We start from the raw sequence: 13463 nt of genomic DNA, 5'->3' as shown, positions 1-13463 counted from the left end.
CACCAACACATGTTCAAGAAAGGGCGTAAATGATTATTTCATCTTTACTTTTCGCTACACATCATTAATTGCTTGCGTATTGCTGATGTAACACCATTATTATCATTACTGCCGGTTATATGGCGGGCAATATTTTTTACTTCAGGGTGAGCATTATCCATTGCATAACTGTGTTCAACCACCTGCAGCATTTCATAATCGTTCAGGTAATCACCAAACGCCATGGTTTCACGGGCTGAAATACCCATTTCGCGCTGTAACATTTGAACAGCATTACCTTTATTAACACCGAGCGACATAACATCCAACCATATAGGACTGGATGTACTTATCTGAAAATCATTTTCAAACGCTGCTTTTACTTTAGGATAAACAACTGTCTCGAGCTCATGAAAGTTATTAACAGCAATCTTCAGAATATCATCTTCCACATCAAGCAGGTCTTCAACCACACTGTGCTTGGCATAATACTTTTTTAACTCAACCATAAACTCATCAGAGGGAGAACCTTCAACATAAGCTCCTTTTCTACCGCACAATACCACATTAGTGCCCTCAATTAAACGAAGCATTTCTATCATGGCTTTAGCCTCCTGTGCTTTCATGGGCTTAATAACCCGGGTTTGATCGTCCCAGTTGATATAGCTGCCATTTTCGGCTATAAAAGCAATATCATGATCAAAATGTGCAAACTCATCAACCAAAGTATAAAACTGACGTCCGCTTGCTACAACAAAGCGAATTCCTGCTGTTTTCATCAACTGATACACCTCAACAAAATCTGCTGGTAACTGCTTGTTTGAATTAAGCAATGTCCCATCCATATCAGACACAATCATTTTAATCATATTCGCTCTTTTTAAAGGCACAAATATAAGCTGATTAATACTTAATGATTTGAGCCAAATGTTAATAATTATAAATATTCTAACACCAACTTCCAGTCATTCAGCAACTATCAAAATCATATTATTTATATCCATCAATACCTATTGTCAACCCCCTTTATGAGGTTGTAAATTTGATAATTGTAATGAACAATCACTAATTAAAGTCACAGCCATGGAAACCTATAAATCTATGGATGAGCAATTTTTATCAAAAGTTCATTCAACTATCGAACAGAACATTGGCAATGAAAACTATACTGTTGAACAACTGGCAAGTGACATTGGCCTGAGCCGTTCAATGCTCCACCGAAAACTCATTAAACTATCCGGTAAATAATGCCACTGAAACAATTACGGATATTCGCCTGGCCAGAGCCAGGGAAATGCTTGAAAACAATACAACAACCGTTTCTGAAACTGCTTACAAAGTAGGCTATAAAACACCCAGTTATTTTAACAAGGTATTTAAGCAGCATTTTAATGTATCTCCCGGTGATTTAAAGAAACATGCTCAAACAGATCCTGAACAAACAAGCAGCTTACACAAGCTTCGAACAAGGTCTGTTAAACCCAAACCAAAATGGATGTTATACTTCACCACCGCACTTTTTGCCATTGCCGCTATTTTTCTTTTACAACATTATGTCTGGAATCCTGTTTCCAAGCAAAAATCATTGGCCGTACTGCCCCTTGATAACCTCACAGGCGACCCCGACAATGAGTACATTGTGAGTGGGGTTCACGATGCATTAATAGGTGAACTGGGTCAAATTTCTTCCCTGAGAGTCATCTCGCGACAATCAACGCTTCGTTATAAAGAAAACAATATGCAATTAAAAGATATTGCATCTGAACTGAACGTCGAAAATATCATTGAAGGATCAATTGTTTCAAGCGGCGACAGCATTCATTTAATTATACAGGTCATTGAAGTATTTCCGGATGAAAAGCACCTGATGGCAGCCAATTACCAGGATAAATTGAGCAACATTTTAAAAATACAGGCCTCCGTAGCAAAAGACATCGCCAGTAAAATAAAAGTAAGAGTCACAAAAAAAGAGCTACAGCGAATAACGGAAAAACGACAGGTTAATCCTGAAGTCTACCGCTGGTATTTACGTGGTATGTTTGCGATTCACCAGGGTAATAAGGAGTGGCTTGAAAAAGGTATTGATTACTTACAAAACGCCATAAAAACCGATCCGGGCGACCCCTTTGCCTATTCAGCCCTGGCACTTGGATATGCAACTATGGGACATGGGCAACTGGATGCCGAGGCATCTTTTACTCGAGCTGTATCTGCTGCCAATAAGGCCATAAATCTGGATCCAACCATTGATGAAGCATACACAGCCCTATCATTATTGTATTTATACAATGACTGGAACTGGTCATTAGCCCAAAAGTCATTCGAGAACGCCCTGGAGGTTAACCCCAACAATGCAATAGCACACGCTCATTTTGCCTGGTACCATTTTCTTTTTAATGATATGGAGCAATCAATCGAGCATGCCTACCAGGCCACCTTAATTGAACCACACCTTCCGGCCTATCATGCATGGCTGGGTTTATTGTATGCTCACAATGAACAATACTATATGGCAGAGCAAGCTGCCAGAAAAGCATTGGATTTAAATGACAAAGCAGCCTATGCTCATACAGTACTGGCCTGGTGTTTTATTTATAATAAACAATTCCTGAAAGCCATTGAGACACTTGACCGCTTACCAGAACGAATGCAATGGGACACCCATAAAGTATATTGCTACATGCAATTGGGTCAAAAAGAAAAAGCAATGGAAATATGGAATAAATACAAGAAAAAAGCAGAAACTGAAAATCTCAATGCCTGTTACAGGGGAATGATGGCAGCATGCTTAGGATTTGACAATGCTGCATTTCAATATTTAAACGAAGCTATTGACCAAAGAACGTATCCTATCACCTACATCAATTTTAACCCATGTACTAAGCCTGTCAGAGATGATATCAGATATAAGCACCTTCTAAAAAGAATGAATCTTCCCCTTGTTAAAAATTAGGTTTTCTACATTTATTTCATATCTACCTCATAGTCATAAACATTTCTTTTTGACATGCAACAATACTGTCGGAACGAAACAATTCTTCAACGAACCATATAACTAAATGCAACTTGAGTGCTATGTTGTTCCACTCCCACGGTCGTAAATTAGCTTTTGTGTTTTCTAAGTAAAACGATCTTATTATGAACTACTTATTAAATGCAAACCAGTACTCATTTAATCTACGAGCCATGAAAAAGATGTTATTAACAATTGGAATGTGTTTTTTTGTTCTTGGCTTAATTGCCCAGGAAGAAAAGAGTATTTATTTAAGTGACCAACAGGTTGTGCCGCCTCAGTTTAACGAAATTGAAGTTGAAGAAGTAAAAGAACGATCACCCATTTGCTGTTTTTTAGAGAATAACCTGGAAATTGATATGCCGGCTACCAGCAACTATACTCCTGAAGGAACTGTAGCCATCGAATTTACAGTTAATAAAGATGGTACTTTAAGCAACTTCGTAGTGGTTAACCATGTCGACGACTATCTGAACCAGGCTGTTATTGACTGCATCAAAGAAACAGAAGGAAAATGGAGACCCGGTGAGGTTAACGGAACCCCATCTGCCATGGAAAAACGTGTATACGTTAGGTTTGATATCCCAGACAATCCTCCATTTGAAGAATTGGCAAGACAAAACTACCAATATGCCTTGAAACGTTACCACAAAGGAGAAAACATACAGAGCAACAAAATGCTTAGCTCAAAAAAACAAACGCGTAAATCGCACCGTATGTTTAACAGGTCACTTAACCAGTTAGATGCAGCAACTGTTTACATGCCAAACGATGCAACACTTGCATTCTGGAAAGCTAAAAATTACGAAAAGCTTGGCATGCACAAGGAAATGATAGATATGCTTGAATTACGTCAAACTTTATTAAGCATGGATCTCTCAGAGCAAGAGCTTGATAAGTTCTACGACTTGGCAGTAATTACCTTAGATTAAGATTAAATTATTCGTATTAAAAGAAAGGCTATCGTACTAATAAGCAAGTAAAAGAGGATGTCCAAAATGAAGGATATTTCTCGCAAAGAACGCAAACGAAAAAAAACGCAGAGCTCGCAAAGTGTTGAAAAATAAAATCATATACTTTGTTGTCTTGGCGTAATTCTTAGCGGCCTTAGCGTGAAACTATAAATTGGGACATCCTCTTACTTTTATACTAGTAAATCCCCAGCCAAAGAGGTCATTCACGTATCTTTTATTAACTCTGATGATATAGATCTTTTTTAAGTTCCTTCCTGTTCAAATAATGAAATGCATTTATCAAAAGAATTAACTTTTGGAATAAATATATATTAAATATAGATTTGATATGCTTTATAAAAAACCAATATGGGGAGATATAAAGATTAATGTTTTATAGTGCTTGCCTGCAAAGCATTAAATAAGAAGCATACATAACAATGAAAAAGAAGAATATACTAATCGTTGTAATCCTGACAATAATAATCCTGGAACTGATTCTAATAAAACCTATCTCATATAGTTATTACAATTTCAATATCTGGGGAAAGACAATTTATTTGATCGGAGTATATGGATTCCCCATTTATTTACTCATACCTATTTTTTTGATTTCTGCATTTTTATTAGTTTTTAGTATAAAAAAGAAAAACTACCGGACACAGCTTATCAAACTTTCTGGAAACCTATATTTAGGATTAAGCTTTTTAATAGTTTTTATTACATCGTCTCTTGTTGTAAACAAATTCGTATTTAATAAAGAGCTTTTTCCTCTTATTGAGTATTCTTCAATTAAAGGCACAGACGCCGACTTATCCGATATAAGAGAAGGTACCTTTATGATGGATAACTATATTGTTACAAGAGACAATATGACAGAAACTACAATAATAAAAAGTACGAATGATACAATTACATCTGACCTTAAATGGATTTCAAATAATGAATATGAAGTAACCAGCAGAACTAAGAACAATTGGCTTATTGAGAACAAAACCAGAGTAAAGATTACCAACAACACTCCTGACTTTTATGAGTGTTATTATAAGTATGGACATTATGGAGTTCTAGTTACAATCAATAAATAGACAATTGCCAGTCAGATAAGTTTAAAGTAGTAGCCTGCTTAAATCAAATCACTTTGAAAATTATAATTTACCAACTCTTATTTTGTCTCACACTATCTGCATGTACAGACACAAACGAAAAAACTGAAATGAATATACTTAAGAAGCTATTTGGAAAAAAAGAAACTCCAAAAGAATTTACGGATGAAGAATATGAAAACGATTATGAACTAAAAATGTCAGGGCTTGAAGCTGTTCTGGGAAAATCTCATACATTAGTTGGTCATGCAATAATTCCATTTGATATTGGTGGTGCTGTTGACATGTATTATTTCCCCAATGGAATAGAGGGAACTGGATTTGCAACGATGGAGCTTCTCAAACCTGACGGGAAAGGACCGATTCCTAATGAACTTGGCACTTATGAACTTGTAGCATTCACTAAACAAGACTATGTTCAAGACACTATAGAAACACATCCATTTAATCAAATAGAAAGACGTATGTGTGGAATTTTGACAGGTATAGGTTTTTATTCATTTGATGCCAAACTTGAACCCCTTGACACCTGCGAAATGCCACAAGGTGAAGGTGAACCGAACCTTTGTCTGATATTTGATGAATATAATCCAAACGGACAAGAATTTAAAATTGGTGATAGAAAGCATGGACTCCTTTTAATTATGGAAGTTCATAGAGATGAAATGGAGTTTGCCAGGTCAAATGGAACAAAAGAGTTAATTAAAAAACTTAAAGAGAAAGGGGCTTATCCCTATTCTGATCTGGATAGAGCATCTGTAATACAATAATTCCCTCACAGCACCATGCAGCAAGGCTGTTGTGGCAAATACAAACCAAACATGTAATTATGACCAAACAATTATCACTAACCATCTTACTAACCCTTATCCACCTGGTAGTAGCGGGCCAGGATTATAAATTTCTGCTCGGAGGTACGCTAGGTACATCGATTGACAATGAAGAAGCAATTGAAAGTGATATAATTGATTCTAAACAATCTAATTTTAATTTTTCAGGCTTATTTGGCTATTATCTTACTAACAGGATAATACTGGGAACGGAGATAAGTCATGAAATAACCAAAACGAACAAAAAAGGAGTAAATCCATCTGAAACAAAAAGTTTAGATTATATAGTTTCACCATTTCTAAGATATTACTTTAATCAAGCCTTTGTGCAAGCCCAGGGAAACGTTGGTAAATCAAAATACACCCACAATGGAGACTTATATTTCTTAGATGATTACTATGATATGGATATTGAAAATAATCATAACATTTTCGGCTGGGGTATCGGAATTGGTTACGATTTCAAGTTAAGCACCAGACTACTGCTTGAACCTATAGTGAAATATAATTCCAACAAGCATACAGATAAAGTTAGTGACTTTGACCTGAAAAGAAATGGGCTATCGTTGCACATTGGCCTGGCTTTTAAACTGTAAAACCCACTATTAAAACTTGTCTGGAACCCATAGAGGCAACAGTTCCTTCTACTCATACAGAAAAACCATGCTTATGAAGAAATTGGCATTTATATTACTGGCATTTATTGCTATTAGTTCTGCATTATACCTGGTCAGTTTTCAAGTAAATCATTGTATAGATGTATACAGATTACAATCAGAAACAAATGAAATCGATAAAGTTAGCCAATCATTGAGCGCACTCAACAGGTCAATGGGAAAACTAGAAGAAAAGCCTCAGAAAGAAAACTTTATCAAAGTAAAATCAAATCTTGATAAATTTATGATTTCTGATTTAAGCCAATATGAGCCGTGGTTTCCAGAAAAGAAAAATACACTACTAGACTCAATTAAATTGTTATTCAAACCCCTTGAAACATCTGATGATCTGGATAAGGCTATTTCTACGATAGAATTCATTAAACTAAGAGCAAAACTATTGGAAACGGAAGTTTATTATAGCAAATTACTTCAATTCAATATTGATAAATCAATAACCAATCTTAAATATGAAATTCTAGTGCAAAAAGGTCGCAAAAGACTAAATCTGCTATCAGGAATACTATTTTCTTTAGGAATCTTGGCTTTATACCTCGGAATAAGGATTAGTAAAACCACGAGGACAAAAAAATTGCCATAACACCTGGCAACACTTGAAACAATTCAGATTGTAAGAGCAGTAGAGAATACTGAAACATCAATTTGCACAATGAAGAAAATGGATGGATTTAAGAAAAAAAGGGAAATTTGTAGAAGACTCACAGTTGTTCTACCCTGGATCTGCAGATCAAAAAAACACTTTCAATTCTGATAAAAAAATAAATTAATCAACTGATTATTTTAAAGATAAAAACCAATGATTTGAGAAAGCAAAAGATTGTTTTAATACCAGTATAAACGAAGAATTTAGTACAGTTGATCCACATGTAAGTTTAACGTCATTTTCGTAATGGCTGCAGAATTTGATAAGACCAAAGAAACACTTTTGTAAGCTAATCAAATGGAACCATCAGATAAAGAATTTGATAGTATGCAGTAGAAAATCGAAATAATAAAATTGCAAAATGATACTTTATATCAACTCAAAAAAGAACTATGGGAGTCAACAATAAAAGCACCCTGACCTAGCTTTCAGGGTGCTTAACTCAAATTTACTATGAAATAATACTTCATTAATTACCCTCTTCGTTAAGAAGTTAATTAATAGAAAACGCCAGCAATGTAATCATGATATTTTAGTTTTATATGGGAATAATTAGTAATTCATATGGGGAAAATTAGTAATTTTCACTTATGATAAGTTAAGCATGCGAACACCACACCCTACATCACTATATAACTATCTAACAACACTTTGGAGCTATGTAAAACGATCATTTCCACCTAAACAAATGAAGTAACAGTTATCAGCAAAAGAATAATTTAAAAATACAATGGGGATAATTAGTAAATCGTATGGGGAAAATTAGCATTTTCGTTCAATGGTAATTAAGAGCTGAATGCAATTAATCAATCCTGATTAGTTGTAGTATGCTTTAAAACAATTCAAAGCTTGTACTGAATGAATATCAACCACCACCCCTAAAGTCGCTTTATCACATCCATACAAGGTCCAACCACCCCTATAGTCACAACACTCCAACAAGCTCCCTGGCAGGTAACCGTCAATTTCATCCGATCCAGGCCATTCAACACCTTAAACTGATGGCACCTATGCCAATTTCCTGCTACTGTCTCATTAATTTTCATGATCATTGCGTTTTAACTGATTTGCTCTTTTTCTTTGCACAAACATACAAACCAAGATAGCCCGGGTCAATGACAATGCATGCACTGTAATTTGAAAATAACACTATATACTTCATAATTTGGTGTTTATGTATTTTTAAAGCCCTTTTACCACCAGAACACTAACTAACAAACGTTAGAGAATTTGGCATTTTTGCTCGAAAACACCCAAAAAAGTGTGTTTTTATACCGTTTTAGCATGTTTTTGGACCTCATTCGGGTCATTTTCGGTCCATAAACGGGACTTCTTCGGTATTTGTTCGGTAATTGTTCGGCTACGCGCGTAACCGAACGATTACCGAAGAACTATCGAACAATTACCGAAGCGGGATCGAATGTGTTCCGAAGGAAGTAGCAGGAAATACCAATCAATGCTCTTGAATAAATGGTATAATTTGGGAAGAAAGAATGAAGAATAAGTGCAATTTTGCTTCCTGAAATGTACTAACAAGATCAATAGCTACCCTTTTGCAAAAACAGAACCTTGCTTAATAACAACGTTCACCCCTGTCAAGGATGATTGATAGTCTTATATTTCACAACCGTCTTTTCCTGTTCATAGTCTCCTTATGTCCCTTCAGGTCAATCGTGTAGGAAAAGTATGAAATAATTGAGCTATCTGATCATCCAAACAGCCACATACAGCTATAAAAAAAACTGCCTCAAAATCACTTTTGAGGCAGTTTCTTTATTCTTATAAATCTGAATTTTTACTTCACCTGGAATTCAAACTCTACATCTGTTGGAGGTAAGCATGTTTCATTATCACAACACATAAAAGTCAAGTATCCTTTTACTGTTGCAGGGCGCTTTGTAATTCTCACATTCTGCGAAATAGTAGCTTCATGCTTGAAATATGGCACTTCCATATCAAACACCTCATCGTGTTTTACTGTAGATTTTGTCACCTCAACAGGTTTCTTCAATTCCTTGGCATTCACCATATCTTCAAAGGTAAACTCAGTGGCAACAGGTCCGCCTTCAGGCACGTTAAGTCCATAAGTTTTCCAGCCATCTTCAATAGTAGCATGAGCAATAACCTGAACTTCAAACTGGTTAATCTCTTTAATTTCAAACTTCCACTTTACAGGCTCTTGCATCTGAGCACTTACTCCTATCGCTCCAAAAATAAGAAGCATCATCAGGGCAAAAATGTTTTTCTTCATCATCTGCTTTAGTTTTTATTTATTCTGAGGCCACAATTGTAACCTCAACCTTATTACTCGCAATGAAACAAATATACGACCAAAAATGCCTTTCGTTATCTCAAAAGTCAAATTTGGTAAAATATCATGTTTTAGTTTAAGACACTCATAATCGCCATTAGGGTGACATTACGTAGTAAGAAGTTGCGATTTAATGTCATGTACTTGTGGTATATCAATGATTTGCCCTATTGCTTTCCTGCTGAATAACAAACCGGAAAACGGAACCAGCTCAATTTGTTAATAGCTTGTTAAACCTTTGCCTCTAAAGCTAAATAATTAGGTAAACACAATTCTCATTTCAGGCAATTATGTAGTTTTGCTTCTAAATTACCAGCAAATAAACAAAGACAACAACAAACTAAATTATTTAAAAATGAAGAAGATCCTTAGCCTGGCAATTGTAGCTATTTCTCTGGTAGCCTGCAATTCAACTGCAAAGAAATCGAACACTGACACGAAGGAAGCAGTGACTATCCAAACTGTTTCGGTTGACAACCTGCTTGCTCAGGCAGATGACTTAGTTGAAAAGAACATCAAAGTAAAGGGGCATGTTACCCACACATGCAAACACTCCGGCAAACGCTGCTTTTTAGTTGGCGACAACGAACAATTTACCATTCGTATTGAAGCGGGCGGTAAAATAACAGGATTTAACCGTGACCTGGTTGGTAACACTATTTTGGTTGATGGCATATTAAAAGAGCGTCGCCTGTCAAAAGAATACATTGACCAGATGGAGCATGAAGTGCAGGAAAAAGCCCAGGAAGATGGTACTGCTGAAACTTGTGCTACCGAGATGAACAACATTAAGGACATGCGCGCCTGGATGAAGTCAAACAACAAAGACCACTATTCAATTTATTTTGTAGAAGGATTATCATATGAAGTGGTCGAGTAAGACGGCAAGAAAATGGATACGCCTTATCCACCGCGATTTAGGATATGTTATGGTGGGTATAACTATTATTTACGGAATTTCGGGTTACCTGCTGAATCATATGGATGGAACCGATCCTTCATATGAAACCATTGAAGGAAGCATTCAAATGGCTAAAGGCTTGGATAAAAGCGGCCTCACAGAAGCCTGGGCATTGCAAAGTGATGTTCCTGATCTGAAACGCATATTACCCATTGATGAAGAGCATTACCGCTTAATGCTGGATGGTGGCATTGGAGTTTATCAAAGCACCAATGGTGAGCTTGTTTACGAACAACACCGCAAAAAACCATTTATCTATTTCATCAACAAACTGCATTACAATAAAGTGGGTGGATGGACCATTATGGGAGATATATTCGCCTTTGCGCTTATCTTTTTTGCCATATCGGGCTTGTTTATGGTTAAAGGTAAAAAAGGTCTGGCCGGACGTGGCAAATGGTATTTAATACTGGGTTTAGCCATCCCGATTATTTATTTGTTTTTAATGTAAACAACATAGAGCCTCATCATCAGATGGGGCTTTTTTTATACCTTTAATGCAAACTCAATTGCTATTATGAAACGCGTATTACTTTTTTTATGCCAGGGCTTTGAAGAATTGGAAGCCGCCGTTTTTACCGATGTTTTAGGGTGGACCAGAATGGAGGGTGATCAACCTGTTGAGCTTATCACAGCTGGTTTACGACCAAAGCTGAAATGCACATGGAACATGATCGTTGAACCGGAAATGAAATTTGATGACATTAAAGCAGATGACTATGACGCCTTGGCTATTCCGGGTGGTTTTGATGGCGCTGGTTTTTATGAAGATGCCTATGACGAACGGTTTTTGGACCTCATACGTCAGTTTGATAAAAAAGGGAAGTTAATTGCATCGGTTTGTGTTGGAGCCATGCCCGTAGGTAAAAGCGGTGTACTTAAAAACCGTACTGCAACTACCTATGACCTTTCAGGTGGTCACCGCCGTTCACAACTGACTGAGATGGGCGTTAAAGTGCTTGATCAGCGTATTGTTGTTGACAATAATATCATTACCTCAACAGGTCCTGCAACCGGTTTGGATGTCGCTTTTACGCTGCTCGAAAGACTCACATCGCACGAGCATATGATGGAGATGAAACGCCACATGCGATTTATTGATTAAATCATCCTTTCCATAGATAAGCCTGCCGGTTCTATTGATTGAATTTAGTATGAAATAACAGTGTGAATACATTTGTTTCAGAAATCCTTTAAACAACACATCATGAAACACTTTGTAATAACCTCAGTCATACTATCATTATCGTTCAGCTCATTTAGCTGCAGTAACGACAATGGTGAAATTGATAGTCCGGATAAGGACAATGATCCCGGCAATAACACCATTGAGCTTTCAAGCAGCTACCCCATTGTCGATACGAGGCAAACCGCTTTTTACGATAACAATTCACAATTGACTTCAACACCTGGTAAAAGCAGCCAGTTCTATGGGCAGGATGCTCAGTTTACAGGCCATACACCATCATACACTGCCAACAGTGATGAAACTGTTACTGATAATGTAAGCGGTCTAATCTGGGAAAAAGGTTATCAGCGTATGACCCACTCTGAAGCATTGGCTTACCTGGAAGAGAAGAACAAAGGCGATTATAATGACTGGCGAATACCCAGTATTAAAGAACTCTATTCCTTGATGCAATTTAATGGCACCGATGTAAGCAGTGTCGACATGGAATCGGAACCGGTGGCGGCCATTCCCTTTATAGATGACACCTATTTTGACTTTGACTACTTTGCCAATGGCAGCAGAGCGATTGACGTTCAGTATTACAGCAGCACCAAGTACACAGGACTGACCATGGGAGGCAATGAAACCGTTTTTGGTCTTAACGTAGCCGACGGACGCATTAAAGGCTACCTCTACAGCGTGCATGGCGCAGAAAAGGATTATTGCGTCAAACTGGTAAGGGGCAATACACAATATGGCATCAATAAATTTGTTGATAACAATGACAAGACCATTACCGATGAGGCCACCAGCCTGATGTGGGATAAGGAAGACAGCGGGGCTGCCATGGAGTGGTCTGAAGCTTTGCAGTGGGCGCAAACCATGAATGCACAAAACCACCGTGGCTACAGCGATTGGCGAGTACCTAATGCCAAAGAGCTCCAGAGTATTGTGGATTATACCCGCTCACCACAGGCAACAAACAGCGCTGCCATTGATCCTGTATTTGATATTTCCCAAATAACTGTTGAGGGTGGTTTAGATGATTATCCATTCTTTTGGACGGGCACAACACACCTTAATCAGCGTTCAGCAAGTGCGGCCGTTTATATTTGTTTTGGGGAGGCTTTGGGTTTTTTCCCCATGGGATCAACAACGCCTATAGATGTGCACGGCGCTGGCGCACAACGAAGCGATCCCAAATACGACAATGGCGTTGATTACAGCTCCGGTCATGGTCCGCAGGGTGATGTGGTACGATTTGAGCATTACGTGCGCCTAGTGAGGGATGTTGAGTAATTGACTGTTAGATGGTTCGCTGGTTTAATAGTTGAGAAGTTTAGTAGTTTAATTTTTCAACTTATAAACGCATAAACTCTTAAACAATTTGACAGTTAATCAGTTCGACCAATAAACTCATCGCATATAATTTATACACAATCGAGCATTTGCTATACCGGTGCATGGAACTGAAGTGCACGAAGAACAATTGCTGTTGCACCGGTTTTTTATTTGCATTACAAACCCTGGGCGTCGCTACGCTTTGCCTTTTAGTGTTCGAAAAGAAGTTTTATAAACGTATAGATCTATGCATCATGTAAATCAGCTCTCCTCCTTACAAAAAGGAGGAGTCCGGTGAGGTATGAACCGGGAGGTGGTTTTAGAAACTTTTGTAACAATTTTCATAAAACTCTTTGATTTCTGCAATTATAACATTGGGGTGTTCAAATACCATAAGATTTTCGTATCGTAATGTTGTAATAGCCATATTACTAAGATTCCTATCCCTAAGTCTGTCATATTCCTCATTATAAACATG

14 protein-coding genes are annotated in these 13463 nt (G+C 37.2%); 11 read left to right on the top strand and 3 right to left on the bottom strand.

Features of this window, described 5'->3' with window-relative positions; all coding sequences use genetic code 11:
• Positions 1–44: 44 nt before the first annotated feature.
• Positions 45–848 (bottom strand): HAD family hydrolase, encoded by an 804-nt coding sequence (locus ACRD69_RS21200; protein WP_430817148.1) that lies wholly within the window; start codon positions 846–848, stop codon positions 45–47.
• Positions 849–1062: 214 nt separating this feature from the next.
• On the opposite strand from ACRD69_RS21200, the gene ACRD69_RS21195 reads away from it, so the two are divergent.
• The 7 genes from ACRD69_RS21195 to ACRD69_RS21165 all read left to right on the top strand — a co-directional run bounded on the left by ACRD69_RS21195 (position 1063) and on the right by ACRD69_RS21165 (position 7138).
• On the top strand, positions 1063–1227 hold the full coding sequence (locus tag ACRD69_RS21195; RefSeq protein WP_430817147.1) for a hypothetical protein: 165 nt from the start codon (positions 1063–1065) through the stop codon (positions 1225–1227).
• Between the two features lie 13 nt (positions 1228–1240).
• Positions 1241–2932 carry a helix-turn-helix domain-containing protein gene (locus ACRD69_RS21190; protein ID WP_430817175.1) on the top strand — a complete coding sequence of 564 codons (1692 nt, stop codon included), beginning with the start codon at positions 1241–1243 and terminating at the stop codon, positions 2930–2932.
• Positions 2933–3117: 185 nt separating this feature from the next.
• Positions 3118–3924, top strand: a complete 807-nt coding sequence (locus ACRD69_RS21185) for an energy transducer TonB family protein (RefSeq protein WP_430817146.1) — start codon at positions 3118–3120, stop codon at positions 3922–3924.
• A gap of 461 nt (positions 3925–4385) precedes the next feature.
• Positions 4386–5033 (top strand): hypothetical protein, encoded by a 648-nt coding sequence (locus ACRD69_RS21180; RefSeq protein ID WP_430817145.1) that lies wholly within the window; start codon positions 4386–4388, stop codon positions 5031–5033.
• 128 nt (positions 5034–5161) lie between these two features.
• On the top strand, positions 5162–5821 hold the full coding sequence (locus ACRD69_RS21175; RefSeq protein WP_430817144.1) for a hypothetical protein: 660 nt from the start codon (positions 5162–5164) through the stop codon (positions 5819–5821).
• A gap of 59 nt (positions 5822–5880) precedes the next feature.
• A complete protein-coding gene (locus ACRD69_RS21170) occupies positions 5881–6477 on the top strand; it encodes an autotransporter domain-containing protein (RefSeq protein ID WP_430817143.1) in 597 nt (198 codons plus the stop codon).
• A 73-nt stretch (positions 6478–6550) separates the two neighbouring features.
• Entirely contained in the window at positions 6551–7138 is a 588-nt protein-coding gene (locus ACRD69_RS21165; RefSeq protein ID WP_430817142.1) for a hypothetical protein, read from the top strand.
• A 941-nt stretch (positions 7139–8079) separates the two neighbouring features.
• Here the strand turns inward: ACRD69_RS21165 and ACRD69_RS21160 are convergent.
• Positions 8080–8247 carry a hypothetical protein gene (locus ACRD69_RS21160; RefSeq protein WP_430817141.1) on the bottom strand — a complete coding sequence of 56 codons (168 nt, stop codon included), beginning with the start codon at positions 8245–8247 and terminating at the stop codon, positions 8080–8082.
• 749 nt (positions 8248–8996) lie between these two features.
• Entirely contained in the window at positions 8997–9455 is a 459-nt protein-coding gene (locus tag ACRD69_RS21155; protein ID WP_430817140.1) for a protein-disulfide reductase DsbD domain-containing protein, read from the bottom strand.
• A gap of 412 nt (positions 9456–9867) precedes the next feature.
• Here ACRD69_RS21155 and ACRD69_RS21150 point away from each other — a divergent pair, with 412 nt between their 5' ends.
• From ACRD69_RS21150 to ACRD69_RS21135, 4 genes are all read left to right on the top strand, one after another.
• Positions 9868–10392 (top strand): hypothetical protein, encoded by a 525-nt coding sequence (locus ACRD69_RS21150; RefSeq protein WP_430817139.1) that lies wholly within the window; start codon positions 9868–9870, stop codon positions 10390–10392.
• A complete protein-coding gene (locus ACRD69_RS21145) occupies positions 10376–10924 on the top strand; it encodes a PepSY-associated TM helix domain-containing protein (RefSeq protein WP_430817138.1) in 549 nt (182 codons plus the stop codon). Before ACRD69_RS21150 ends, ACRD69_RS21145 begins: the two co-directional genes overlap by 17 nt.
• Positions 10925–10990: 66 nt before the next feature.
• Positions 10991–11578 (top strand): DJ-1/PfpI family protein, encoded by a 588-nt coding sequence (locus ACRD69_RS21140; protein ID WP_430817137.1) that lies wholly within the window; start codon positions 10991–10993, stop codon positions 11576–11578.
• 102 nt (positions 11579–11680) lie between these two features.
• On the top strand, positions 11681–12943 hold the full coding sequence (locus ACRD69_RS21135; RefSeq protein WP_430817136.1) for an Lcl C-terminal domain-containing protein: 1263 nt from the start codon (positions 11681–11683) through the stop codon (positions 12941–12943).
• The last annotated feature ends 520 nt before the right edge of the window (positions 12944–13463 follow it).

The sequence above is a fragment of the Carboxylicivirga agarovorans genome, assembly GCF_050589845.1.
Lineage (GTDB): Bacteria > Bacteroidota > Bacteroidia > Bacteroidales > Marinilabiliaceae > Carboxylicivirga > Carboxylicivirga agarovorans.
This window is presented reverse-complemented; position numbering and strand designations above follow the sequence as displayed.

Coding starts and splice junctions, on each gene's coding strand:
- ACRD69_RS21200 (WP_430817148.1), bottom strand. CDS start 848: ATGATTAAAATGATTGTGTCTGATATGGATGGGACATTGCTTAATTCA.
- ACRD69_RS21195 (WP_430817147.1), top strand. CDS start 1,063: ATGGAAACCTATAAATCTATGGATGAGCAATTTTTATCAAAAGTTCAT.
- ACRD69_RS21185 (WP_430817146.1), top strand. CDS start 3,118: ATGAACTACTTATTAAATGCAAACCAGTACTCATTTAATCTACGAGCC.
- ACRD69_RS21180 (WP_430817145.1), top strand. CDS start 4,386: ATGAAAAAGAAGAATATACTAATCGTTGTAATCCTGACAATAATAATC.
- ACRD69_RS21175 (WP_430817144.1), top strand. CDS start 5,162: ATGAATATACTTAAGAAGCTATTTGGAAAAAAAGAAACTCCAAAAGAA.
- ACRD69_RS21170 (WP_430817143.1), top strand. CDS start 5,881: ATGACCAAACAATTATCACTAACCATCTTACTAACCCTTATCCACCTG.
- ACRD69_RS21165 (WP_430817142.1), top strand. CDS start 6,551: ATGAAGAAATTGGCATTTATATTACTGGCATTTATTGCTATTAGTTCT.
- ACRD69_RS21160 (WP_430817141.1), bottom strand. CDS start 8,247: ATGAAAATTAATGAGACAGTAGCAGGAAATTGGCATAGGTGCCATCAG.
- ACRD69_RS21155 (WP_430817140.1), bottom strand. CDS start 9,455: ATGATGAAGAAAAACATTTTTGCCCTGATGATGCTTCTTATTTTTGGA.
- ACRD69_RS21150 (WP_430817139.1), top strand. CDS start 9,868: ATGAAGAAGATCCTTAGCCTGGCAATTGTAGCTATTTCTCTGGTAGCC.
- ACRD69_RS21145 (WP_430817138.1), top strand. CDS start 10,376: ATGAAGTGGTCGAGTAAGACGGCAAGAAAATGGATACGCCTTATCCAC.
- ACRD69_RS21140 (WP_430817137.1), top strand. CDS start 10,991: ATGAAACGCGTATTACTTTTTTTATGCCAGGGCTTTGAAGAATTGGAA.
- ACRD69_RS21135 (WP_430817136.1), top strand. CDS start 11,681: ATGAAACACTTTGTAATAACCTCAGTCATACTATCATTATCGTTCAGC.